Consider the following 21,820-nt stretch of genomic DNA (forward strand, 5'->3'; position numbering starts at 1 on the left):
TCGGCACCATCCTCGCAGGTCATCGCCGCAAGTCCACGACCACCTTGATGTCATCCGGTTCCCGGACCAATGCGTCCGGCCAGCTGGACAGCGGCACGGTCCGGGTGATCAGCCGCTCCAGCCAGGACCGGTCAGCGGCCAGCAACACGTCCACCGCATCCGCGTAGTGCCGCTTGCCCGCATTCACCGTGCCGACCACAGCGGCGTTGCGGACCACCAGTTGCCGCACCAAGGCGTCCAGCTGTACCTCGACCTTCGCCGGCCCCGGATGGATCCCGGCAAGGCACATGACACCGGCCGGCGGCAACAGCGACGCACAGTCGAACACCAACTGCCCGACACCGGTCGCCTCGATCACCACATCAGGTACGACGCCCAGCTGGCACAGGTCGGTCAGGTACGTCCCGCCAAGCGCCCGTACCAGCTCCGGCTTCGGCCCGTCCGTGACGCGGTCCAGCACATGTACGTCGTACCCGCGCTGCTGACCGATCAGTGCGGCCAGCAAGCCGATCGGCCCGGCACCTGTCACCAGCACGTGCCGTGGAGTGAAGGAGGAACGCGCCCCGACCTGGTCCACCTGCTCCCATGCCTTGGTGAGGATGCTGGCCGGCTCCACGAGGACACCGAGCCCTCCGAGCTCAGCAGGCACCGGTACGGCGAAGTACGGGTCGACCCGCCAGCGCTCGGCGCCGTACCCGTCGAGTTCCTTGATGCCACGCTCGGCGTACCGCCCGTTGCGGCAGAAGTCCCACTCGCCCCGTGCACACGCCGGACAAGGCACCGGGTCGGGCCGGCGGACCACACCGGCGACCAGGTCACCGGCAGCGATACCGGAGCCCACAGGTGCCTCCAGCACGCGTCCGAGCGACTCGTGCCCTATGACGAGGGTGTCCGAGCCGGGCGGGCCGCTGCCGAACGCTCCGGACACCAACTCGATGTCGGTACCGCAGATGCCTGTCAGCAGGCCCTCCACCAGAATCGACCCGTCGACGATCGGGGGCTCCGGTACCTCTCCTACTGCCGCCGAGTCGGCCTTGCCTGGCGTGACTGTCATGGCCCGCATCGGCTCAGGCTATCGGGGCCGCTCAGCTCTCCCGCCGTCTAGCATGGCCCGCAGTTGACCTACCCCGTGGAGGACCTGATGTCCGATCGTCTGTCCGTCGGCGACACCGCGCCCGACTTCACCCTGCCCGATGCCGACGGCAACGACGTGGCGCTGGCGGACCTGCGCGGGAAGAACGTGATCGTCTACTTCTACCCGGCCGCGATGACCCCCGGCTGCACGAAGCAGGCCTGCGACTTCCGCGACTCGCTCGACGCGCTGCAGGCCGCCGGGTACGCCGTCCTCGGGATCTCCCCGGACAAGCCGGCCAAGCTGGCGAAGTTCCGCGAGCGCGACGGCGTCACCTTCCCGCTGCTCAGCGACCCGGACAGGGAGGTGCTGACGGCGTACGGCGCGTTCGGCGAGAAGACCATGTACGGGAAGAAGGTGACCGGCGTGATCCGGTCCACGTTCGTCGTCGACCCGGACGGGAAGATCGCCGTGGCGCAGTACAACGTGAAGGCCACCGGCCACGTCGCCAAACTCCGCCGCGACCTGGGATTGTGAAAAGGCACCTCCCACAACCACTCCCGCAGAGGAAAACCTTCGACCGTTTCATGGCATTGGTCCATGGAACGGCCGTTTGAGCAAACTGTCTGAGTGATTTGGATCACACGGGAATCTCAGCGGACCGCAGCGGAGTCACCACTCAGGGTGAGTTTTCAAGCCTTCCTGCGAAAGAGCCGTACTCCCGGGCCGGTTCCGGTTCGGCGACGGGTGTGTCACGGCCGTTCCCGGACTTCGCCGCGACGTGCGGAAACCGGGTAATCTGCGCGCGCAGTCAGCCTCTGGGAGGGAGGGACCTGCCGCAATGGGAAAACATTCCTCAGCGGTCACGCGAAGTAACAACAACCGTCGGTCGGTGTACATCACCGCGGTCGGGCTCTTGGTGCTCTCGCTGGGCGCCGTCTTTGTGGTCCGGTCCTTCGGATCCGAGTCGGGCGCCGACGGGTTCCTCGGCGGCGGCAAGGCCTGCGCCGACCCGACCCAGATCCAGTTGGCCACCACGCCCGAGATGCAGTCACCGCTCGAGGCCGCGGCCAAGGCGCTCGCCGCCAAGGGCGGCAAGGACGACACCCCGTGCCTGCAGATCACCGTCAGCGCCGTGCCGTCGGCCCAGGTGGCGCGGGACGTCGCGCACGGCAGCGACAACCGGCCCGACCTGTGGGTACCGGACTCTTCGCTTTGGGTCGCCCAGGCCGACGACGGCGAGAGCCTGCCGAGCGTCGCGGTCGCCTCCATCGCCACCACGCCGATGGTTCTGGTCGGCCGCAAGGAGAACTTCGCCGACACCTCGTCGTGGCTGCGCATGCTGGGCGGCACCGAGCCCGCTCTGCTCGACCCGCTGAACACCTCCCCCGGCGCGCTGACACTGCTGGCCCTCCAGGTGGAGCGTCAGAAGACGTCCGCGTCCGACGGCCAGGTGTCCCAGGTGGTCGTCCCGCTGGCGCAACGCCTCGGGTCGATGGCCAAGCCGTTCACCGACGTCAACGGGCTCTTCGGCCGCGCGGACCGGGACGGCAGCAAGACCGTCGTACCGGCGACCGAGCAGAGCTTCGTGAAGTACCAGGAGGCGCATCCGGAGGCCCAGCTCAAGGCGATCCAGCCGGGCACCGGCACGCTGACCCTGGACTACCCGATCGTGGTCACGGCGAAGTCCGACACCGACGCGGCGAGCAACGCCGCCCAGGCACTCGCCACCGAGCTGCTCACCGACGGCGCCGCGCAGGCGCGTGACCAGGCCGGTTTCCGCGACACGACGTCCAGCACCCTGAGCGGCGGCCGGGGCGTCGGTGACGTGACCCAACTGGCCAAGCCGACCAGCGAGGCGATCAACAGCACCCTGCAGAACTGGACGCGGCTCTCGCTGTCCACGCACTCCCTTGCGGTCATCGACGTCTCCGGCTCGATGGCCGAGAAGGTCGGAGCCAAGACCCGCTGGCAGCTCACCGTCGAAGCGGCGGCCGGCGGCCTGAGCCTGTTCCCGGACACCGCCGAGCTCGGCCTGTGGACGTTCTCGACGAACATCGGGACGGACAAGGCCGACTACAAGCCGCTGGTGCCGATCGCCCCGCTGTCGAAGAACCAGCGCGCGAAGATCGTCGGCCAGCTGGGCGCCTCACACCCGATCGTGGGCGGCGGGACCGGGCTGTACGACACCGCGATCGCCGCGGTCCGGGCGGTCCGCCAGGACTACAAGTCGAACGCGGTCAACACGATCCTGCTGTTCACCGACGGCAAGAACGACGACCCCGGCAGCCCGACGCTGGCGCAGGCCGTCCAGACCCTCAGGGGCCTGCAGGACCCGGCCCGCCCGGTCCGCATCATCGCCCTCGGCATGGGCCCCGAGGCGAACGCCGACGAGCTGGCCGCTCTCGCCGGGGCCACCAAGGGCCAGGCGTACGTGGCCCGCAACCCCGGCGATCTGAAGGCCGTCTTCATCGACGCCCTGCAGAGCCGCTGACCACACCGAGAAAACCCCGAGGCACGTCGCCTCCCCTAGGATGTCTACCTGGGGGAGGCACCAGCCCTCCTCAGCCAGAGTGGTGGAACGGCAGACACACCGGCTTTAGGTGCCGGCGCCCCCGGGCGTGCGGGTTCAACTCCCGCCTCTGGCACCAGTAGCTGTCAGCTCACCGGATGCAGGTGGATTGCGCCGGTGGTGCCGTGGATGGTTGTTGTGGTGCCGTTGGGGATTTGGGTGGTGGCGTTCGGGACTGCGAGGACGGCGGGGATGCCGCGTTCGCGGGCGATGATGGCGGCGTGGGAGAGGATGCCGCCGGTTTCGGTGACGACGCCGGCGGCGATGGACAGGAGCGGCGTCCAGGCGGGGTCGGTGAGCGGGCAGATGAGGATGTCGCCGGGACGGACGGTCGGGAAGTCGGACGGGCCGCGGACGATTCTCGCGGGGCCGGTTGCGGTGCCGTGGCTGCCGGGGGTTCCGGTCAAGGTCGCGGACCGGGGATTGCCTGAAGGCGGGAGTTCGGCGGTGATCGGGCGAGTCTGAAGGAACCACAGGTGGTCCGCGGTGAGCGCCCATTCGATGTCCTGTGGGGCGCCGAGGAGGTTCGCGATCTGCTGACCGAGGTCGGCCAGGTGTACAGCGGTCTCGTCGGAGAGGGTCGGCGTACGGCGACGCCCGGCCGGCACTGCGCGGGTGACGAGACGGGAGCTGTCGCGGTGGAGCGCCGTGGGCTTGTCGGCGATCGTGCGGGTGACGGAGCCGGTCGTGATCTCGTAGCGGTCGGGGGTGATCCGGCCCTCGACGGTGCTTGGGCCGAGGCCCCAGGATGCTTCGATCACCGCGTCGCCGTCGGGGCCGGTGAACATCACGCCGGACGCGTCCGCGTCCAGGTGGCGCTGGACGATGACGGCCATCGGCGGGACCTCGGCCCCCTGGCGATACGCGGTCGCACGTGCGGACCGCACAGACGCCCGGCAGGCGCGTACGGCGTCGACGACCGCGGCGATCCCTTGCACACCGAGGAAGCTGTCGTGCTGCCCTGCGGCCGAGGCCAGCGGAGTGTCCTCGTTCGCAGCCGACGACCGCACCGCGACCGCCGGATCCCCCACACCCTCCAGCCACCGCGCGAGCTCGTCGACGAACTCGTCGCCCGTCCCGAACGGGACGACGACGCCGTCCGGCACCGGAAGGTCATGGCGGAGCAAGGTCGCGAGGGTGGCTGCCTTGGCGCCGCACCGGTCGGCGGTGGCGGCGGCGAGCGGCACCAGCATGCAGAGCTCCTATCAACGAGACGTTGACAACGAAATGTTGACAACGTTCTGTTGATGATCCACGGTAGACGGATGCGACGCAAGCACGACGCGGACCAGGCCCAGGCCGAGCGCCAGCGTGAAGCCAGGGAGCAACTCCTCGCGACGGGAGCGAAGGACCTGCCCAGGCGGCCCTGGCGGCCGGCGCCGATTCCGTTGTCGGCGGTGGATCTCACGCAGTTCGCGGCCTGGCGGTCCGCGGACCTGTCCGAGGAGGACCTGCTCGCGGCGCTCGCCCTGTTGCCGGCGGCACGCGCCGAGGTCGACGAGGTCGAGGCCGGACTGCTGTTCCTGGCCAGGAGTTCGGGACTGACGTGGGCAGAGATGGCCGACGCGATGGGATTCAGCTCGCCGCAGGCCTGTCAGCAGCGGTTCAACCGGCTGGCGGCGCGGCAGGACGGGTCGTGATGCACCTGGTGCTGCACTCCGTCCGGTTGACGGGATTCGCGGACACTCCAGCGATCGCCCGCCGTTTCGAGCTGCCCCAGAGCGCGGTCGAGGAGGCGCTGCGGGACGCTGAGGCGCGTGGCTGGACGACGTACAGCAGCTTCGCGGGTACGGCGGGATGGTCGCTGACCGAGGCAGGTCGCGTGGAGAACGAGCGCCTGCTGGCAGCCGAGCTCTCCGACGCTGAAGGTGGGAGCGGAGTGCGTGAGGTGTACCGCGAGTTCCTGCCGCTCAACGGTCTGCTGCAGCAGGCCTGTACCGACTGGCAGTTGCGGCCGACGCCGGCCGATCCGCTCGCCGCCAACGACCACACCGATGCGGCCTGGGACGCCGGCGTCCTTCACGAACTCTCCGCCGTCGACCGTGCGCTCGCGTCGATCACGAGCCGCCTGACCGACGTACTCCCCCGGTTCAGCGGCTACGACACCCGCTTCTCACAGGCGTTGCGACGCGCCGCCGCGGGCGAGACCAGCTGGATCGACCGCAGCGACGTCGACTCCTGTCATCGCGTCTGGTTCGAGCTGCACGAGGACCTGCTCGCCACGCTCAACCTGAAGCGCGGCGACGAGCCCTAGTTGCCCAGGGCATCCAAGTACGCCGCACCGCGCGGCGTGATCCGGTACCCGACCTCGAGGCTGTAGGTCAGCCCGAGGTTCTTGAGCTTGCGGACGTCGAGCTTGAACGGCGCCGTCTCCCGGCCGACCGAGGCGGCCAGGTCCGCGGCGCGGGTCGCCGGCGTGTTCTGGATCAGCCGCAAGGTCTCGGTGGTCCACGCTCCGTGGTGGCTGAGCTCGTCGAAGCGGGTCAGCCGGTCCCGGAGATCCGCGAACTCCTCGGCGCTCAGCGACGTCTGCGCGGCCAGCTCCTCCCGCGGATCCGGCCCTTCGACCAGGTGGAAACGAATCAGGAACGTCGGCAGCGTCTCGTCACCGCGCAGCCGCCGGCGGACGTCCCGCGCGTTCCGGCGGTCGGCGAGCTCGAGGTCGGGGTCGTTGTCCGCGATCAGCTCCGGGTTGACCTGGCGGATGCTGTCGATCTCGATCCGGCCCGCGTTCGTGCGGTAGATCCGGCCCTCGGCGACCCGCGGCTCGGCCCACCGCCGGTACGCCACGGTGATTCTCCCGCTCGCGACGCCGTCGCGATCCGATCCGGCGAACAGCATCGTCAACTCCCCAGGGCCTTCGCCACGATCGGGGCGAGCTCGCGCAACGCCTTGCCCCGATGGCTGATCGCGTCCTTCTCCTCGATCGACAGCTCGGCCGTCGTCCGGTCGTAGCCCTCGGCCTGGAAGAGCACGTCGTACCCGAAGCCGCCGGTACCGCGCAGCTCGTGGATCACCGACCCGCGCATCTCGCCCAGCACGATCTCGTCCGGACCGTCCGGCCGGACGAACGCGACCGCCGCCACGAACGACGCCCCGCGCCGCTCGTCCGGCACGTCCGCCAGCTGACCGAGCAGCAGCAGGTTGTTCGCGTGGTTGTCCTTCGCCGGCCCGGACCAGCGCGCGGACAGCACGCCGGGCATCCCGTTCAGCGCGTCCACGCAGATTCCGCTGTCGTCCGCGATCGACGGCAGCCCGGTCGCCTCGAGCGCGGCCCGCGCCTTCAGCAGCGCGTTCCCCTCGAACGTCGGTTCCGTCTCGGCGGGTTCGTCGTACGGCGGGACGTCGCCGAGCCCGAGCACCTCGATCCCGGGCACGATCGGCGTCAGGATCCGCCGCAGCTCCTCGAGCTTCTTCTTGTTGTTCGAGGCAAGTAAAACCTTGCTCACGCGAGCGCCTCCTGCTGGATCTTCGCCAGCTCCGCGCAGCCTGCCGTCCCGAGCTCCAGCAGGCTGTCCAGCTCGGCGCGGTCGAACGGCGCGCCCTCCGCCGTCCCCTGCACCTCGATGAACTTGCCGTCGCCGGTGATCACCAGGTTCATGTCGGTCTCGGCCCGCACGTCCTCGGAGTAGCAGAGGTCGAGCATCGGCGTCCCGTCGATGATCCCGACCGACACCGCGGAGACCGTGCCGGTGAGCGGCTCGCTCTTCAGCAGCTTCCGCTCGCGCAACCAGGAGACCGCGTCGGCCAGCGCGACGTACGCGCCGGTGATCGCCGCCGTCCGGGTGCCGCCGTCGGCCTGCAGGACGTCGCAGTCCAGCAGGATCGTGTTCTCGCCGAGCGCCTTGTAGTCGATCACGGCCCGCAGCGAACGCCCGATCAGCCGGGAGATCTCGTGGGTACGACCACCGATCTTGCCCTTCACCGACTCGCGGTCCGAGCGGGTGTTGGTCGCCCGCGGCAGCATCGCGTACTCCGCGCTGACCCAGCCGAGCCCACTGCCCTTCCGCCAGCGCGGAACGCCCTCGGTCACACTCGCCGCACACAGCACCCGGGTCCGCCCGAACTCGACCAGCACCGAGCCCTCGGCGTGGTCGAGCCAGTTCCGGGTCACCTTCACCGGTCGGAGCTGGTCAGCGTTACGTCCATCGATACGGGCCATGCGTCAAACCCTATGCCTCGATGCGTCGCACCTCCGCATTGAGTGGGGTCGAGCGGACCTGGCTGATCGCCATCCGGGCGGCCCAGGGCAACAGGTCGTTGGCCCGCCGCCCGACCCACGGCGCACCTTCCTTCACCAGCCACACCGTGTCCGCCCACCTGCTCGGCGGCCGGTACACGCAGTCCAGTTCCGGCGGTACGTCGATCCGCAGCCCGCGGACCGCCAGCTCGTCGGCGAACGCGCGGGCCAGCGTGCGGTGCCCGCGCTCCCCCGGATGCAACCGGTCGACGCTCCAGAAGTCCCGCCGGTACACCTCGGGGTAGTCGGCCATGTCCAGCCGGATCCCGCCGAACCGCGCGTGGAGGTCGTCGAACACGACGTTCACCTGCTCGATCCGCTGCCACAGCGGCCGCCGCAGCCACCGCGGCAGGCCGAACACCCGGCCGTGGTCGTGGAACCGGACAGTCAGCAGCAACGCACCCCGTGCGGTCAGCTGCTCGGCGCACACGTGCAGGTGCTCACGGATCCGTCCGGCGTCGAAGGTCGATCGCAGGGTGTCGTTGACGCCCACGATCAGGGAGGCGAGGTCGATGGGACTGTCGCCGGTCCGGGGCAGTTGCTCGGTCGCGACGACCGGCACGGTGGCGCCGCTGGTCGCGAAGTTGGAGAACGTCACACGGTGGGTGCTGGCCAGCGAGTCGGCGAGCAGCGAGGCCCAGCCCCGCCACCCGGTTGGGCTGCCGTTCATCGGGTCCCCGACCCCTACAGTGGTCGAGTCCCCCAGTGCCACGTAGTGGAGGCTCACATTCCGCCATGGTGGCGGCACGGAGCGAGACCGCGGTGTGCGGCGGGTGACGACCAGGAGGGCGGCGGGCAAACTCTCCGCAATTCCAGCAGGAGGACCACTGATTGCTTGCCAGAATTGCTCGGAGTTAGGCTGTTGCAAACAACTATGTGCAGGAGTTGCCTGGTATGACTGATCTTCGGTTTGGCGTGGTGGGCCTCGGCGCCCGCAGCCGCATCGCTCAGTACGCACACCGTCCGGGCGAGGGGTCCGAGGTCGTGGCCCTCGCCGACCCGTCCGCGCCGCAGCGCGACGCCGCCCTCGAGTTGTACCCGCAGGCGACCGCGTACGCCGACCACACCGAACTGCTGGACGCCAAGCTCGACGGCGTCTTCCTGACCACGCCCGACGACCTGCACGAGGGCCCGGCGATCGACTTCCTGCGGGCCGGTGTCTCGGTGTTCGTGGAGAAGCCGCTGGCGATCACCACCGAGGGCTGCGACCTGGTCCTGCAGGCGGCGTACGACTCCGGCGCCCGGCTGTACGTCGGTCACAACATGCGCCACATGCCCGTCGTGCTGACGATGCGCAAGCTGATCCAGGACGGCGCGATCGGCGACGTGAAGGCGATCTGGTGCCGGCACTTCGTCGGCCACGGCGGCGACTACTACTTCAAGGACTGGCACGCCGACCGTCGCCGGACCACCGGGCTGCTGCTGCAGAAGGGCGCCCACGACATCGACGTGATGCACTGGCTGGCCGGCGGCTACACGACCCGGGTGAACGCGATGGGCGCGCTCACGCTGTACGGCGGGATCACCGACCGGATGGACCGGACGGGCCAGCGGTTCAAGGACTTCGTGTCGATCGACAACTGGCCGCCGCTGGAGCAGAAGGGCCTCGCGCCGGTGATGGACGTCGAGGACCTCTCGATGGCGAACCTGCTGCTCGACAACGGCGTCTTCATGACCTACGAGCAGTGCCACTACACGCCGGACTACTGGCGCAACTACACCGTCATCGGCACCCACGGCCGGCTGGAGAACTTCGGTGACACCGCGGGCGGCGTGGTGAAGGTGTGGAACAGCCGCCGCTCCGGGTACCGCGAGGACGCCGACCAGGTCGTCGAGATCGCCGGCGAGAGCGAGCACCACGGCGGCGCCGATCCGCATCTGGTGGCCGAGTTCGTGAACTTCGTCCGCGACGGCGGCGCGACCCTCACCTCCCCGATCGCGGCCCGCGCCGCGGTCGCCGCCGGGTACGCCGCCACCGAGTCGCTGCGCGCGAACGGCGTACCGCAGGACGTGCCGGCGCTCGACCCGGCCCTGGTCGCGTACTTCGACAACGGGCAGACGCGCTGAGGGTGTTACTCTCGTGGACGTGACCAGGTACGCCGCGATGCGAATGCTGAGCCCTCGATACGGGAGGACTTCAGCGGCGTAGGCACGTGTGCTTGCAGCGAGAGGCCCCCGATGTCGGGGGCCTCTTTCGTTTCCCACCGCTGCAACCCACTGGAGCCTCTTGATGTACCCGATCACCTACATCACCGACTGTTTCGACGGCAACGCCCGCGCCAGACTCAGCACCCGGATCGGCGCCCTGTTCGGCCAGTCGCCGACGATCGTCGCCGCCGACGGACCCGATCCGGAATCGTTCGCCGCGCTCACCCTGCTGGACTGCCTGATCGCCACCGAGTCCCTGGGCCCTGATGGTGTGGCCGGGCACCCGACCATCACGCTGCTGAACATCGCGCCCCGCGACGGTGTCTGGCCGAACGGCGTCCCGTTCTGCTTCTTCCGGTACGGCCAGCACCTGGTGGCGACCACCTTCAACGCCCGCGTGCTGTCCCTGGTACGGCGTGAGCTCGGCATCGACCGCGTTCACGTCACGGACATCCGCGAGGCGGTGACGGCGGCCGGGTTCGGCGCAGACGAGATCGAGAAGATCGCCGGCACCCAGTTCAGGAGTCTGTGGTACCTGCCGCTGCTCGCGAAATGGGTCGCCGACGGGCGGACGGTGCCCGCGACCGAGACCGCCGTACCGGACGTCCTCGACGCCGATCCGGTCGTGACCGTCGTCGACAACTTCGGCAACTGCAAGCTCGACCGCCGCCTCGACCTCGCGCTCGGCAGCTCCCTGTCCGTTGCCCAGCGCAACGATGACGGCAGTACGTCGCTCGTCGACGTCCGCGTGTACCCGCACCTGACCGCCGTACCGCGGAACGCGCCGGGCATCGTCCCGGGCAGCTCCGGCACCGGCTTCACCGAGCTGGTGATCCGTGGCGGCTCGGCGGCCGAGGTGTTCGGTCTGCGACCGGGTGACACCCTGCTGGAGCCGGTCGCGGCGAACGTTGCCTGAGTCAGATGTCGAAGACCGCGTCCGGTGTGGCGAGCTCGACCGGGCCGGAGAACGTACGGCGGGCGTGCTCGGCCTGGGTGACGCGGTCGTACCACGGCGGCACGTGCGTGATGACGAGCCGCTTCACGCCGGCCTTCGTCGCGTGCTCACCGGCGTCGGACGGAGTCAGATGCAGGTCGAGCGGGTTGTCCGGATTGCCGTCCGTGAGCGCCGCTTCGGAGAGCAGCACGTCGGCGCCGCGGGCCAGCTCGACCAGCGCGTCGTTCGGCCCGGTGTCACCGGTGTAGACGAGCGAGGTGCCGCCGTGCTCGACGCGGATCGCGTACGCCGGCACCGGGTGCACCATCGGCGCGGTGCGGATCGTGAACGGCCCGACCTGCTGGACGTCCTGCCAGGCATGGAATTCCAGCTCCTCCTCCATGCCCGGATCGAGCGGCAGGTCGTAGGCGAGCGCCATCCGTCCCGCCGTACCGGGCGGCCCGAACACGGGGATCCGCGGGATCGGCGCCCCGGGCGCGTAGCGCGCCGCGACGTACAGCCCGCACAGATCCATGCAGTGGTCAGGATGCAGGTGGGACAGGCCGATCGCCCCGATCTCCGGTACGGCGATGTGCCGCTGGAGCGCACCGAGTGCGCCACTGCCGAGGTCGAGCACCAGGTGGAACCCGTCGGCGGTGACCAGATAGCTCGAGGCGGCCGAGTCCGGCCCGGGGACGGACCCGGAGCAACCGATCACGGTGAGCTTCATACCTGGAACCCTACCGGCGAGTCGCAGCCTTCGCAGGGACACTGATGCCCCTGACAACGGATGGGCAACAGGTGGTGCGACCCACGTCACACGTCAACGGATCCAGGCGAACTGGTCCACATTCGCCAGCGCGGGGCCCAGAAAGCGGGAGCCGATCGCCGCGAACTCGGCCGGATTCCCGGTGGTGACGAAACGGTGCTCCGGGACAGGCAGGTGATCGGGCCGCAGCAGGTCCGCCTTGGTGAGCACGGAGTACACGTCCTTCGCGCACTCCTCGGCGCTGCTCACCAGCGTGACGTTGTCGCCCATCACGTACGAGATGACGCCGGTGAGCAACGGGTAGTGCGTGCACCCGAGGATCAATGTGTCGACGCCGGCCTCGACCAGCGGGTCGAGGTACTCGTGCGCGGCCTCCAGCAACTCCGGTCCGGACGTCACGCCGGACTCGACGAAGTCCACGAACTTCGGGCACGCGCGGGTGAACAGCTCCACCTGCGGCGCGGCCGCGAAACCGTCCTCGTAGGCCAGCGACTGCGCGGTCGCCTTCGTGCAGATCACGCCGACGCGCTGGTTCCGCGTCGCGGCGACGGCACGCCGCGCGGCCGGCAGGATCACCTCGACGACGGGTACGTCGTACCGCTCGCGGGCGTCGCGCAGCATCGCTGCACTCGCCGAGTTGCACGCGATCACGAGCATCTTCACGCCGGCGTCGACGAGATGGTCCAGGCACTCGAGCGCGTACTCGCGGACCTCGGCGATCGGCTTCGGGCCGTACGGCTGCCGGGCGGTGTCACCGAGGTACAGGATCGGCTCGTGCGGCAACTGGTCGAGCACCGCGCGGGCGACGGTGAGTCCCCCGAAGCCTGAGTCGAAGATCCCCACCGGTGCGTCTGCCACGAGAAGAGCTTATACAGGTCCGGCTGCGGGCAGATCCGAAGCCAGGCTTACCTAACCTCTCGGGCCGACACGCCGGGGTTGTCCACATCTTTACGTTATGGAATTGCCTTTTCGCGTGATGCACGCCACTCTGGAGCGATGTTTGATCGACCGCCCCTCGTGATGCCATGAACCTGACGCATCACCTAGCGGTGGCTCTCACCGCAGCACCAACTCCGCAGCCGGACAACGTGACCGCCGCAGGACAGGCGGCCAGCCAGGCCACGGAGACGAACAACGGCACAGCCGCGGACATCGCGACGGCCCTCGGGCCGACCGGGATGCTGCTGTTGCTGCTGATGGCGACGGTCGCCGTGTACGTCGTCTCGCTGTCGCTGCACCCGAACGCGAAGTGCAACAGGTGCAAGGGTGCCGGCCGGCACCACGGCAGCCTCTTCAGTTACGCCCAGCGCCCGTGCACCAGCTGCAAGGGTCGCGGGGTCCATCCCCGACTCGGCCGCAGAGTCCTGTTCAAAGAACCGTAGGCGGACATGACGTAAGAACCCCTGCAGGTGCCCGAGGCAACAATCGGCGCACCACGCGGCACGGACCGGCCCTTCCGCCCGCCGGCCCGGCCGAGCAAGACACCCTTCAGCGTCCGGTGCGGCCGTCCAGCTGCTCGCGCAGGATGTCGGCGTGCCCTGCATGCCGAGCGGTCTCCTCGATGAGGTGGACCAACGTCCACCGACGCGACGGCGCGCTGCGCGCGCCTGACCGACCAGACTGCCCCGGCCGGCCGGGCTTCGGTCCTGGGGCGTCCAGGTCGTCCCACGTTGCGACCGCCGCGTTCGCCTCGGCTCCGGTCTCGCGGTACGCCGCGAGCACCTCCGCCGCCGTCTCGTCGACGCCCGCACGGAACGTGGCCGGCCAACTCGGCACCTCCGCGCCGAGCACCCAATGACGTTCGACGGCGGTCAGGTGCTTCACGAGCCCCAGCAGATTCGTCCCGGACGGCACACCGGGTGCCCGGACCGCATCCTCGGGGAGACCCTCCGCCTTGGCCGCGATCGACGTACGGAGATAGTCGAGGAACCCGACGAGCACATCGCGCTCCCCCGGCCCGGTCGCCGGCGGCCCGGCGTCACGTCTGCGTCTCGTCATGCCGCCAAGCTTGCCGAGAGATCGCCGAAACAGCACACGAAGTTGCCGGACCGGCAACTCAGGCCCACAGCTGTCCCTCGAGCCGGTCCTCGGCCTCGTCGATCGTGCCTTCGTAGGCACCGGTCGACAGGTACTTCCACCCGCCGTCCGCCACCACGAACGCGATGTCCGCCGTCTCCCCGTCCCGCACACACTTGGCCGCCTGGCCGAGCGCCGCGTGCAGGATCGCGCCGGTCGAGACCCCGGCGAAGATCCCCTCGTTGTCGAGCAGTTCGCGGACCCGGCGTACGGCGTCCCGCGGTCCGACCGAGAACCGGGCGTCGATCAGCGTCTCGTCGTACAGCTCCGGGACGAAGCCCTCGTCGAGGTTGCGCAGGCCGTAGACGAGTTCGCCGTACCGCGGCTCGGCGGCGACGATGCGGACGTCGGGCTTGTGCTCGCGGAAGAACCGGCCGGCACCCATCAGCGTCCCGGTCGTCCCGAGGCCCGCGACGAAGTGCGTCACCGCCGGCAGGTCCTCGAGAATCTCCCGGGCGGTGCCGTCGTAGTGCGCCTGGGCGTTCGACGGGTTGCCGTACTGGTAGAGCATCACCCAGTCCGGGTGGTCCTCCGCGACCTGCTTCGCCACCCGCACCGCCTCGTTGGAACCGCCCGCGGCCGGGGAGGAGATGATCTCGACACCCCACATCCGCAGGATCTGCCGGCGCTCCTCGGAGGTGTTCTCCGGCATCACGCAGACCATCCGGTACCCGCGCAGCTTGGCGGCCATCGCGAGCGAGATGCCGGTGTTGCCCGAGGTCGGCTCGAGGATCGTGTTGCCGGGGCGCAGCCGGCCGTCCTTCTCGGCGTCCAGCAGCATCCGCAACGCGGCCCGGTCCTTGATGGAACCGGTCGGGTTGTGGTCCTCGAGCTTCGCCCAGAGCCGGACCTCGGCCGACGGCGAGAGCTTCGGGAGACCGACCAGCGGGGTACCGCCGACCGAGTCCAGGAGGCTGTCGAAGCGCATCAGGCTCAGCCGCCGGCGACGGCAGGCAGTACGACGACCACGTCGCCGTCCTTGACCTCGGTCTTCAGGCCGCCGGTGAACCGGACGTCCTCGTCGTTCACGTACACGTTGACGAACCGGCGCAGTTCCTCCGGCTCGCCCTCCACGATGCGCTCCTTGAGGCCCGGGTGGGTGCCGTTCACGTTGTCGATGAACTCGGCCAGGGTCGCGCCGTCACCGGAGACCGCCTTGGACCCACCGGTGTAGGTGCGCAGGATCGTCGGCACGCGCAGCTCGATCGCCATCTTCAGTCTTCTCCTTCGAGGATCTCTTCTTCATAGGAACCAACCACGCGTACTTCTTCTTCCGTGACCTCACCGTCGACGATCCGGTACGAGCGGAACTCGACCGGTCCGTCGTACTCCGGGGAGTCGGCCCCGTCCCGCGTCGACACCAGCACGTAGTGGGCGCCCGGCTCCTGGGCCAGGTTGATGTCGGTCCGCGACGGGTACGCCTCGGTGGCGGTGTGCGAGTGGTAGATCACCACCGGCTCCTCGTCCCGCTCGTCGAGCTCCTTGTACAGCCGGAGCAGGTCACCGGAGTCGAACTCGTAGAACGTCGGCGACATGGCGGCGTTCAGCATCGGGATGAACCGCGTCGCCCGATCCGACCCCTCGGCACCCGCGACCACCCCGCACGCCTCGTCCGGATGATCCTTCCGCGCATGCGCCACGATCGCGTCGTACGTCGCCTTCTCGATGACCAACACGCCTCCACGGTACGGCGACCGCCGCGCCGACCCCGCCAACCACGGAGTCGGTCCAGCATGCGGACAGCGTGTTACCAGCGGTCGTGGAGTTGTGGGCGGATCAGGGTGTCGTAGGTCTCGTGGACGGCTGCCAGTTGGTCGTCGGTGAGGGGTTGCAGGGTTGCGGCGGTGAGGTTGGCGGCGACCTGGGCGGGGTTGCGGGCGCCGGGGATGACGACCGAGACGCCGGGCTGGTCGAGGATCCAGCGGAGGGCGAACTGGGCCATGGTCGCGCCGGCGGGGAGCCACGGCATCAGGCGGCGCACGGCTTCGAGGCCGGTGCCGAAGTCGACGCCGGAGAACGTCTCGCCGACGTCGAACGCCTCGCCGTGGCGGTTGTAGGTGCGGTGGTCGTCGGGGCCGAACGTGGTGTGTTCGTCGTACTTGCCGGACAGCAGCCCACTGGCGAGCGGGACCCTGGCGATGATGCCGACGCCGGCGGCGCGGGCAGCGGGGAGCACCTCGTCGAGCGGCTTGAGGCGGAAGGCGTTCAGGATGATCTGCACCGACGCGACGTTCGGCCGCGCGATCGCGGTCAGCGCCTCGGCACAGGTCTCGACGCTGACGCCGTACGACGCGATGCGGCCCTCGTCCACGAGGGTGTCGAGCGCGTCGAAGACCTCGTCGTCGGAGTACACCGGGGTCGGCGGGCAGTGCAGCTGGACGAGGTCGATCGTGTCGACGTCGAGGTTGCGCCGCGAGCGGTCGTTCCAGGCGCGGAAGTTCTCCAGCGTGTAGTTCTCCGGCACCTGCTCGACCCGGCGGCCCATCTTGGTCGCCACGGTCAGGGCGTCGGACGACTTCAGCACCTGCCCGACGAGTCGCTCGCTGCGCCCGTCGCCGTACACGTCCGCGGTGTCGATGAACGTCACACCGCCGTCGATCGCGGCATGCAGCACCGCGAGCGCATCACTCGCGTCCACCGACCCCCAGTCGGCTCCGAGCTGCCACGCACCGAGCCCGACCACACCCACATCTCGCCCGGTCCGCCCGAGCCTGCGCGTCTCCATGCCGCCTACCGTAGGCGGCCCGTCTCACCTCGTCGGCACCGGAGGCAGTGGGAACCGCAGCTCCGCGGCGACAAGCTCCTCCCGCAGGCGGGTGTCCTGCGACACGTGCACGATGGAGCCGCCCTCCTCGATGACCGACTGCACGAGCTCGTCCAGCACGTCCGGTGTCTTCCGGACCCCCTCCCCGCACACCGGACAGGTGTCACCGGACGTCCCCAGCCAGCCCGACGCATCACACACCACACCCGGCAGGACCGCGTCGCTCCGCACCACCAGCCGGTCGATCGCGGCGACGCTGCCCGCCCACAGACAGCCGTCCGGCCCGATCACAGCCCGCCCACCTGCGGCCGCGGTGTCGAGCACCTGCCCGACCGCCTGCCGTTCGGACGTGCGCTCGTACTCGCTCAGCACCTCCCCGGCGCGTTTCTTGATCTCCTCCCGGTTGTCCGTCGACTGGTCGACGACGAACGTCCCGGCGACGAGACTCCGCAGCCGCGGCGGCAGGACCTCCACGAAGCCCGGCACCTCCTGCTCCAGCCCGCCGACCACGAGCACGTCGTACGGCGTGACACGGAACAGCTCGTCGAGCAGCTGCAGGGTCCGCCGGTAATGCTCCTTCTCCAGCTCCCGCGCCCGGTTGTGCGTGGTGAACTCCCGCCGCCAGCGGGCGTAGTCGGGATCCCGCAACTTCCGGCCGCGTAACGTGCGCACCTCGCGCAGCTCGTCCTGGTACAGCTCCCACACGTGCGTGACCGCAGCATCGACCAGTACGACGCAACACCGCGGGTACTCGTCGAGTACGGCGAGCACCGGCCGCACGAATGCGGTCTCGTCCACGACCGCGCGGTCGCGCACCGGCTGCGGCAACCGGATCTCCTCGAACACACCGCGCCCGCTGCACGCGAACACCGCCACCGAACGGGTCCCCGGCCACCGGCCCTCGCTCCGGAACGCCTCCTCGATCCGTTGCAGGTCGTCCCGGAGGGACATCCGTGCCGCGTGATCGACGGACTGGCCGTCGGCCGCCTCGCGGACGCCGGCCAGGAGGCTCCTCACCCGTCCCATCAACCCACCGCGCTCAGCGGGGTCCAGCGGGATCTGGGCGTACAGCGAAACCACCGGCAGGCCGTCACCGTGCAGCCCGATGACGCGGCCAATGTCCTGTGCTGTGACTGACATGCGACCTCCTACCGCATCGGGGTCTGCCAGTCGCGGTACCCAAACGGGGCCGGAACATGCCCCTGACGAGAGGTTCAGCGCATGTTGTGCAGCAGCGCCGACTGCAGGTACCCCAGCCAGTCGTACAGGTCGTAGGTGAGCCGCCGCGGGTCGTCGTCGTCCAGCTTCTCCCAGGAGGCGTAGTCGTCCTCGTCCTTGATGCCGAGGCGGGTGCCGATGGCCAGGCGGAGGTCGTTCAGCGCGCGCAGCCAGGAGAGCTGCTCGTCGGGCTCCAGCGCGATCTCGTCGGCACCGGACTCCTCCAGCGCGGCGAGCACCCGCTTGGCGTCGGTGACCTTCCCCTCGCGCAGCCCGCGCTCGGTGAACCTCCGGAACTCGGCCGCCGCGTGGTCGTCGGACTTGTACGCGTCCGGCAGCAGCCGCTGCAGGACGACGTCCTCGGGCGGCGAGGTCGGCCCGTCGTTCTCGCTGAGCAGCGCCTCGAGCGGGTCCGCGGACGCGGTGGTGCGCGGCGGCAGGCCGTCGTACAGCAGCTCGACCAGGTTGCGGAGCAGGTTCGCGAGGATGTCGGCCTCGTGCTCGGCGAAACTGACGACCACGGTCTTACGGCGCTTGCGGAACCGCGTCACGACTTCTCGCAGGTGGCCCACAGGCCGTAGGAGTGCATCGCTTCCACGTCGCGTTCCATCGCTTCCCGGTTGCCGTTCGAGACCACGGACTTGCCTTCGGAGTGCACCTGCATCATCAGCTTCTCCGCCTTCTGCTTGGAGTAGCCGAAGTACGTCTGGAAGACGAACGTGACGTAGTCCATCAGGTTGACCGGGTCGTTCCAGACGATGGTCACCCACGGAGGGCTCAGCTCGATCGCCTCGTCGACCTCGGGGCTCTCGAGCTCGCTTGGTGCGGTGGTCACCTGTCCATTCTCTCCATCATCGGTTCCGCTCTCGCAATAGGCTGCCCTTGTGACCATGTCCTCCGCACCGTCTTCGGCGCTCCTGACCGACCACTACGAGCTCACCATGCTGCAGGCCGCCCTCGCCGACGGCACGGCGCAGCGGCGCTCGGTGTTCGAGCTGTTCGCCCGCCGGTTGCCCGACGGCCGCCGGTACGGCGTGCTCGCCGGCGTCAACCGGCTGCTGGACGCGCTCGAGCAGTTCCGGTTCGACGAGTCGGTGATCACCTTCCTGGCCGATCGCGGCGTCGTCGACCAGGCTACCCGGGACTGGCTGGCGGACTACCGGTTCAGCGGTGACATCTCCGGATACGCCGACGGCGAGATCTTCTTCCCCGGCTCGCCGGTGCTGGTGGTCGAGTCGTCGTTCGCCGAGGCCGTGCTGCTGGAAACCGTTTTCCTCTCGATCCTGAACCACGATTCCGCGGTCGCGTCGGCGGCCTCCAGGATGACCTGGTGGGCGGGTGGGCGGCCCTGTATCGAGATGGGTTCGCGGCGGACCCACGAGGAGGCCGCGGTCGCCTCGGCGCTGGCGGCGTACATCGCGGGGTTCAGCGCCACGTCCAACCTGGAGGCGGCCCGCCGCTACGGCATCCCGAGCACCGGTACGGCGGCGCACTCGTTCACGCTGCTGCACGACCAGGAGCGGGACGCGTTCCGGTCGCAGGTCGACGCGCTCGGCAAGGGCACGACACTGCTGGTCGACACGTACGACGTGGCGGAGGCGGTCCGGACCGCGATCGAGCTGACCGGTCCGGAGCTCGGCGCGGTCCGGCTGGACTCCGGCGACCTGCCGTCGCTGGCCGGGCAGGTGCGTGAGCAGCTCGACTCGCTCGGCGCGACGAAGACGCGGATCATCGTCACGAGTGACCTGGACGAGTACCAGATCGCCGCGCTGGCGCCGGCGCCGGTCGACGGGTACGGCGTCGGTACGTCGCTGGTCACCGGGTCCGGATACCCGACCTGCGGGTTCGTGTACAAGCTGGTCGCCCGCGAGGACGCGAACGGCGAGCTGGTGCCGGTGGCGAAGAAGAGCCCGGACAAGATCTCGATCGGCGGACGGAAGTGGGCGCTGCGGCGGCGGTCCGCGGCCGGGGTCGCGGAGGTCGAGCTGATCGGTGTCTGCGAGCCCCCGGAGGACGACGGCAACGACCGCGTACTGCTGAAGCCGCTCGTCGAGGCCGGGAAGATCGTCGGGCGCACGACGCCGCAGGAGTCCCAGGCCCACCACGAGAAGGTCCGCGACGAACTCCCCCGGTTCGCCAGCCAGCTGAGCCGCGGCGAGCCGGTCATCCCGACGGAGTACATCGGCGACTACGACGCGCGCAATCCGTTCCTGCCCCGGAGTCACGTGTGACCAGCACCGCCGGTGGCCACAGTGCATGGTCCGCCGACGCGCCGGCGGACGAGGCCGATGTGCTGGTGGCCCTGCGGTTCGCGGAGCGGGCAGCCCGGAAGGCGGTCGCGGACGAGCTGGCCGGGACCGGGCTGCACACCGGCCAGGAGCTCGTGCTGGCCAAGCTGCTGCACCACGGGTCGTTGCCGGTGGCTCGTCTCGCGAAGGTTCTCGACGTCGAGGTGCCGACGGCAACCAAGACCACGCAGCGCATGGAGGCTGCCGGACTGGTACGGCGCGTGAAGAGCGCCACCGACGCCCGGCAGGTCGGCATCGAGCTGACCGACCGCGGCGTCGAGCTGGCCCATACGGTCCAGGAGATCTACGACCGCGCGGGCCGCCGCGCCCTCGCCCAGCTCACCGCCGAGGACCGCCGCGTCCTCCGCAACCTGCTCTGGACGATCACCGGCACCCTCGAGGACCTCACCGACATCTAGCTCAACGGCAGGTAGGTGTCGAGGTACGGGTTGCGGAATTTGCCGGACGGGTCGTGCCTGGTTGCGAGGCCGATGAAGTCCTTCACCCGGGGGTAACGCTCCGCGAGGGTGGTGGCGTCGGCGGCGAAGACCTTGCCCCAGTGCGGGCGCGCGTCGAGCGGCGCCAGCGCCGCCTCCAGCTCCGCCACGACCGGCCGGACCAAGGCCTCGTCCTGGACCCAGGTGAAGTGCAGCGCCACCGTGTCGCGTCCCTGGCTCGGGCTCAGCCACAGCTCGTCGGCGGCGATCGTCCGGACCTCCGACACCTGGATCACCGACGCGAACCGGTTGCCCAAGGCCCGCAGTACGTCGAACGCTTCGGCGGCCCGTTCGCGCGCCACGAAGTACTCCGACTGCAGCTCGTCCCCGTTGCTCGGCGTGAACTCGAGACGGAAGTGCGGCAGCCGCTCGTTCCACGACCCCGGCACACCGCCCTGCTGGGTCGCGTAGTCGGCCGGCATCACCTTGATCGGATGCCGTGGCCCATCGGCAAGCCTCGCACCGAGCCACTCCGGCTCGGGCGCCTGCAGCTCCCGCCGCTTGCGCCAGACCATCACGTCCGGATCCACCCAGTCGGTGAACGCGCTGACGCTGTACGCGCTCCCCATCACCTCGGTGAAGTCCGACCCGAGGCGCTCCACCGGCAGTCCGTCGTACACCACCTGGCTGATCTGGTACGACGGCTGTACGTCGAGCGTCAGGCTCACGGTCACGCCGAGCGCGCCGAGCGAGATGACGGCGCCGGCGAAGTCCGGGTCCTCACGGGTGAGCGTGACGAGCTCGCCGTCCGCATTCACGAAGGTGATCGCGTTGACCGCGTCCGCGAGCGGGCCGTTGGTGTCGCCGGAGCCGTGCGTACCGGTCGAGCAGGCACCGGCGACCGAGATGTGCGGCAGCGAGCCGAGGTTGTGCAGCGCGAGGCCCTGGGCCTGGAGGGCGGCGGTGATCTCGCCGTACCGCAGACCGGCGCTCACGGTCACGCCGCGCTCGTCGATCTCGATGACCTTCGGCAGGTCCTGGACGCTGACGAGCGCGCCGGTGCTGTCGGCGATCCGGTTGAACGAGTGCCCGGTGCCGAGCACCCGGACCTTCTCGGCCGCCGCGACCAGCTCCTGCAGTTCGTCGACCGCCCGCGGCCGCCGCAACTCACTCGCAAAGCTGACGTTGCCCGCCCAGTTCGTCACCTGACTCACGCCCGACCCACCTCTCCTCGACCACCCGACCCGTCGCCGAGCAGCCTTGCACACCACCGCGGAACTGGCCCCTCCCCGTCCATTCCCC

At 69.7% G+C, this 21,820-nt stretch carries 26 protein-coding genes and 1 tRNA gene; 10 read left to right on the forward strand and 17 right to left on the reverse strand.

Annotated features, from left to right (window positions below):
- Window positions 1-19: 19 nt before the first annotated feature.
- The gene (locus BJY22_RS37280) at window positions 20-1,063 is read right to left on the reverse strand and encodes a glucose 1-dehydrogenase (protein WP_167216488.1); all 1,044 of its coding nucleotides are present in this window, start codon (window positions 1,061-1,063) and stop codon (window positions 20-22) included.
- Window positions 1,064-1,141: 78 nt separating this feature from the next.
- Between BJY22_RS37280 and bcp the strand changes: the two genes are divergently transcribed.
- The 3 genes from bcp to BJY22_RS37295 all read left to right on the forward strand — a co-directional run bounded on the left by bcp (window position 1,142) and on the right by BJY22_RS37295 (window position 3,723).
- The gene (gene bcp, locus BJY22_RS37285) at window positions 1,142-1,609 is read left to right on the forward strand and encodes a thioredoxin-dependent thiol peroxidase (RefSeq protein WP_167216490.1); all 468 of its coding nucleotides are present in this window, start codon (window positions 1,142-1,144) and stop codon (window positions 1,607-1,609) included.
- A 355-nt stretch (window positions 1,610-1,964) separates the two neighbouring features.
- Window positions 1,965-3,566, forward strand: coding sequence for a substrate-binding domain-containing protein (locus BJY22_RS37290; protein WP_337759764.1), 1,602 nt, complete (start codon window positions 1,965-1,967; stop codon window positions 3,564-3,566).
- Between the two features lie 73 nt (window positions 3,567-3,639).
- A tRNA-Leu gene (locus BJY22_RS37295) sits at window positions 3,640-3,723 on the forward strand.
- A gap of 7 nt (window positions 3,724-3,730) precedes the next feature.
- Here BJY22_RS37295 and BJY22_RS42730 read toward each other — a convergent pair.
- Window positions 3,731-4,837 carry a PEP/pyruvate-binding domain-containing protein gene (locus BJY22_RS42730; protein WP_167216494.1) on the reverse strand — a complete coding sequence of 369 codons (1,107 nt, stop codon included), beginning with the start codon at window positions 4,835-4,837 and terminating at the stop codon, window positions 3,731-3,733.
- Between the two features lie 72 nt (window positions 4,838-4,909).
- Between BJY22_RS42730 and BJY22_RS37305 the strand changes: the two genes are divergently transcribed.
- Entirely contained in the window at window positions 4,910-5,284 is a 375-nt protein-coding gene (locus BJY22_RS37305) for a DNA-binding protein (RefSeq protein ID WP_167216496.1), read from the forward strand.
- On the forward strand, window positions 5,284-5,898 hold the full coding sequence (locus BJY22_RS37310) for a transcriptional regulator (protein WP_167219156.1): 615 nt from the start codon (window positions 5,284-5,286) through the stop codon (window positions 5,896-5,898). Before BJY22_RS37305 ends, BJY22_RS37310 begins: the two co-directional genes overlap by 1 nt.
- Here BJY22_RS37310 and BJY22_RS37315 read toward each other — a convergent pair.
- Genes BJY22_RS37315 through BJY22_RS37330 form a run of 4 tightly spaced genes read right to left on the reverse strand, consistent with a single transcriptional unit; the run spans window position 5,895 to window position 8,632 of the window.
- A complete protein-coding gene (locus BJY22_RS37315) occupies window positions 5,895-6,485 on the reverse strand; it encodes a hypothetical protein (RefSeq protein ID WP_167216497.1) in 591 nt (196 codons plus the stop codon). The two genes, BJY22_RS37310 and BJY22_RS37315, sit on opposite strands and share 4 nt — an antisense overlap.
- A gap of 2 nt (window positions 6,486-6,487) precedes the next feature.
- Window positions 6,488-7,093 carry an RdgB/HAM1 family non-canonical purine NTP pyrophosphatase gene (rdgB, locus tag BJY22_RS37320; RefSeq protein ID WP_167216499.1) on the reverse strand — a complete coding sequence of 202 codons (606 nt, stop codon included), beginning with the start codon at window positions 7,091-7,093 and terminating at the stop codon, window positions 6,488-6,490.
- The gene (rph, locus tag BJY22_RS37325; protein WP_167216501.1) at window positions 7,090-7,806 is read right to left on the reverse strand and encodes a ribonuclease PH; all 717 of its coding nucleotides are present in this window, start codon (window positions 7,804-7,806) and stop codon (window positions 7,090-7,092) included. Before rph ends, rdgB begins: the two co-directional genes overlap by 4 nt.
- Window positions 7,807-7,816: 10 nt before the next feature.
- Window positions 7,817-8,632 carry an SGNH/GDSL hydrolase family protein gene (locus BJY22_RS37330; RefSeq protein WP_337759765.1) on the reverse strand — a complete coding sequence of 272 codons (816 nt, stop codon included), beginning with the start codon at window positions 8,630-8,632 and terminating at the stop codon, window positions 7,817-7,819.
- Between the two features lie 146 nt (window positions 8,633-8,778).
- Here BJY22_RS37330 and BJY22_RS37335 point away from each other — a divergent pair, with 146 nt between their 5' ends.
- Together BJY22_RS37335 and BJY22_RS37340 are read left to right on the forward strand one after the other, a co-directional pair.
- Complete coding sequence (locus BJY22_RS37335; protein WP_167216505.1) at window positions 8,779-9,951, forward strand: Gfo/Idh/MocA family protein; 1,173 nt, start codon at window positions 8,779-8,781, stop codon at window positions 9,949-9,951.
- A gap of 163 nt (window positions 9,952-10,114) precedes the next feature.
- Window positions 10,115-10,948, forward strand: a complete 834-nt coding sequence (locus tag BJY22_RS37340; protein WP_167216507.1) for an SAM hydroxide adenosyltransferase — start codon at window positions 10,115-10,117, stop codon at window positions 10,946-10,948.
- A 1-nt stretch (window position 10,949) separates the two neighbouring features.
- On the opposite strand, the gene BJY22_RS37345 is transcribed toward BJY22_RS37340, so the two are convergent.
- Window positions 10,950-11,696 carry an MBL fold metallo-hydrolase gene (locus BJY22_RS37345; RefSeq protein ID WP_167216509.1) on the reverse strand — a complete coding sequence of 249 codons (747 nt, stop codon included), beginning with the start codon at window positions 11,694-11,696 and terminating at the stop codon, window positions 10,950-10,952.
- Window positions 11,697-11,789: 93 nt separating this feature from the next.
- Window positions 11,790-12,593, reverse strand: coding sequence for a glutamate racemase (gene murI / locus BJY22_RS37350; protein WP_167216511.1), 804 nt, complete (start codon window positions 12,591-12,593; stop codon window positions 11,790-11,792).
- A 167-nt stretch (window positions 12,594-12,760) separates the two neighbouring features.
- On the opposite strand from murI, the gene BJY22_RS37355 reads away from it, so the two are divergent.
- Window positions 12,761-13,117 carry a hypothetical protein gene (locus BJY22_RS37355; RefSeq protein ID WP_167216513.1) on the forward strand — a complete coding sequence of 119 codons (357 nt, stop codon included), beginning with the start codon at window positions 12,761-12,763 and terminating at the stop codon, window positions 13,115-13,117.
- A 106-nt stretch (window positions 13,118-13,223) separates the two neighbouring features.
- On the opposite strand, the gene BJY22_RS37360 is transcribed toward BJY22_RS37355, so the two are convergent.
- From BJY22_RS37360 to clpS, 8 genes are all read right to left on the reverse strand, one after another.
- The gene (locus tag BJY22_RS37360) at window positions 13,224-13,733 is read right to left on the reverse strand and encodes a DinB family protein (protein WP_167216515.1); all 510 of its coding nucleotides are present in this window, start codon (window positions 13,731-13,733) and stop codon (window positions 13,224-13,226) included.
- 58 nt (window positions 13,734-13,791) lie between these two features.
- A complete protein-coding gene (locus BJY22_RS37365; RefSeq protein WP_167216517.1) occupies window positions 13,792-14,739 on the reverse strand; it encodes a PLP-dependent cysteine synthase family protein in 948 nt (315 codons plus the stop codon).
- 5 nt (window positions 14,740-14,744) lie between these two features.
- Window positions 14,745-15,023 (reverse strand): MoaD/ThiS family protein, encoded by a 279-nt coding sequence (locus BJY22_RS37370; RefSeq protein ID WP_167216519.1) that lies wholly within the window; start codon window positions 15,021-15,023, stop codon window positions 14,745-14,747.
- A gap of 2 nt (window positions 15,024-15,025) precedes the next feature.
- Complete coding sequence (locus BJY22_RS37375) at window positions 15,026-15,487, reverse strand: Mov34/MPN/PAD-1 family protein (protein WP_167216521.1); 462 nt, start codon at window positions 15,485-15,487, stop codon at window positions 15,026-15,028.
- Window positions 15,488-15,558: 71 nt separating this feature from the next.
- Window positions 15,559-16,536 (reverse strand): aldo/keto reductase, encoded by a 978-nt coding sequence (locus BJY22_RS37380; protein WP_167216523.1) that lies wholly within the window; start codon window positions 16,534-16,536, stop codon window positions 15,559-15,561.
- A gap of 24 nt (window positions 16,537-16,560) precedes the next feature.
- Window positions 16,561-17,715 (reverse strand): baeRF10 domain-containing protein, encoded by a 1,155-nt coding sequence (locus tag BJY22_RS37385; RefSeq protein WP_167216525.1) that lies wholly within the window; start codon window positions 17,713-17,715, stop codon window positions 16,561-16,563.
- A gap of 74 nt (window positions 17,716-17,789) precedes the next feature.
- Window positions 17,790-18,344, reverse strand: a complete 555-nt coding sequence (locus BJY22_RS37390) for a DUF2017 family protein (RefSeq protein ID WP_167216527.1) — start codon at window positions 18,342-18,344, stop codon at window positions 17,790-17,792.
- Window positions 18,341-18,628 (reverse strand): ATP-dependent Clp protease adapter ClpS, encoded by a 288-nt coding sequence (gene clpS / locus BJY22_RS37395; RefSeq protein ID WP_167216529.1) that lies wholly within the window; start codon window positions 18,626-18,628, stop codon window positions 18,341-18,343. Before clpS ends, BJY22_RS37390 begins: the two co-directional genes overlap by 4 nt.
- 55 nt (window positions 18,629-18,683) lie before the next feature.
- Between clpS and BJY22_RS37400 the strand changes: the two genes are divergently transcribed.
- Window positions 18,684-20,024 (forward strand): nicotinate phosphoribosyltransferase, encoded by a 1,341-nt coding sequence (locus tag BJY22_RS37400; RefSeq protein WP_167219158.1) that lies wholly within the window; start codon window positions 18,684-18,686, stop codon window positions 20,022-20,024.
- On the forward strand, window positions 20,021-20,500 hold the full coding sequence (locus BJY22_RS37405) for a MarR family transcriptional regulator (protein WP_167216531.1): 480 nt from the start codon (window positions 20,021-20,023) through the stop codon (window positions 20,498-20,500). The genes BJY22_RS37400 and BJY22_RS37405 overlap by 4 nt, the downstream gene beginning before the upstream one ends.
- Here BJY22_RS37405 and BJY22_RS37410 read toward each other — a convergent pair.
- Window positions 20,497-21,732: an FAD-binding protein gene (locus BJY22_RS37410; protein ID WP_337759766.1), complete on the reverse strand. Its 1,236-nt coding sequence runs from the start codon at window positions 21,730-21,732 to the stop codon at window positions 20,497-20,499. The genes BJY22_RS37405 and BJY22_RS37410 overlap by 4 nt on opposite strands.
- Between the last annotated feature and the right edge of the window lie 88 nt (window positions 21,733-21,820).

This window comes from Kribbella shirazensis, from assembly GCF_011761605.1.
Classification (GTDB): domain Bacteria; phylum Actinomycetota; class Actinomycetes; order Propionibacteriales; family Kribbellaceae; genus Kribbella; species Kribbella shirazensis.

What these genes read in the sequence shown, in the direction of transcription:
- BJY22_RS37280 (WP_167216488.1), bottom strand. Translation starts at nt 1,063, where the DNA reads ATGCGGGCCATGACAGTCACGCCAGGCAAGGCCGACTCGGCGGCAGTA.
- bcp (WP_167216490.1), top strand. Translation starts at nt 1,142, where the DNA reads ATGTCCGATCGTCTGTCCGTCGGCGACACCGCGCCCGACTTCACCCTG.
- BJY22_RS42730 (WP_167216494.1), bottom strand. Translation starts at nt 4,837, where the DNA reads ATGCTGGTGCCGCTCGCCGCCGCCACCGCCGACCGGTGCGGCGCCAAG.
- BJY22_RS37305 (WP_167216496.1), top strand. Translation starts at nt 4,910, where the DNA reads ATGCGACGCAAGCACGACGCGGACCAGGCCCAGGCCGAGCGCCAGCGT.
- BJY22_RS37310 (WP_167219156.1), top strand. Translation starts at nt 5,284, where the DNA reads ATGCACCTGGTGCTGCACTCCGTCCGGTTGACGGGATTCGCGGACACT.
- BJY22_RS37315 (WP_167216497.1), bottom strand. Translation starts at nt 6,485, where the DNA reads ATGCTGTTCGCCGGATCGGATCGCGACGGCGTCGCGAGCGGGAGAATC.
- rph (WP_167216501.1), bottom strand. Translation starts at nt 7,806, where the DNA reads ATGGCCCGTATCGATGGACGTAACGCTGACCAGCTCCGACCGGTGAAG.
- BJY22_RS37335 (WP_167216505.1), top strand. Translation starts at nt 8,779, where the DNA reads ATGACTGATCTTCGGTTTGGCGTGGTGGGCCTCGGCGCCCGCAGCCGC.
- BJY22_RS37340 (WP_167216507.1), top strand. Translation starts at nt 10,115, where the DNA reads ATGTACCCGATCACCTACATCACCGACTGTTTCGACGGCAACGCCCGC.
- BJY22_RS37345 (WP_167216509.1), bottom strand. Translation starts at nt 11,696, where the DNA reads ATGAAGCTCACCGTGATCGGTTGCTCCGGGTCCGTCCCCGGGCCGGAC.
- BJY22_RS37355 (WP_167216513.1), top strand. Translation starts at nt 12,761, where the DNA reads ATGAACCTGACGCATCACCTAGCGGTGGCTCTCACCGCAGCACCAACT.
- BJY22_RS37360 (WP_167216515.1), bottom strand. Translation starts at nt 13,733, where the DNA reads ATGACGAGACGCAGACGTGACGCCGGGCCGCCGGCGACCGGGCCGGGG.
- BJY22_RS37365 (WP_167216517.1), bottom strand. Translation starts at nt 14,739, where the DNA reads ATGCGCTTCGACAGCCTCCTGGACTCGGTCGGCGGTACCCCGCTGGTC.
- BJY22_RS37370 (WP_167216519.1), bottom strand. Translation starts at nt 15,023, where the DNA reads ATGGCGATCGAGCTGCGCGTGCCGACGATCCTGCGCACCTACACCGGT.
- BJY22_RS37380 (WP_167216523.1), bottom strand. Translation starts at nt 16,536, where the DNA reads ATGGAGACGCGCAGGCTCGGGCGGACCGGGCGAGATGTGGGTGTGGTC.
- BJY22_RS37385 (WP_167216525.1), bottom strand. Translation starts at nt 17,715, where the DNA reads ATGTCAGTCACAGCACAGGACATTGGCCGCGTCATCGGGCTGCACGGT.
- BJY22_RS37400 (WP_167219158.1), top strand. Translation starts at nt 18,684, where the DNA reads ATGTCCTCCGCACCGTCTTCGGCGCTCCTGACCGACCACTACGAGCTC.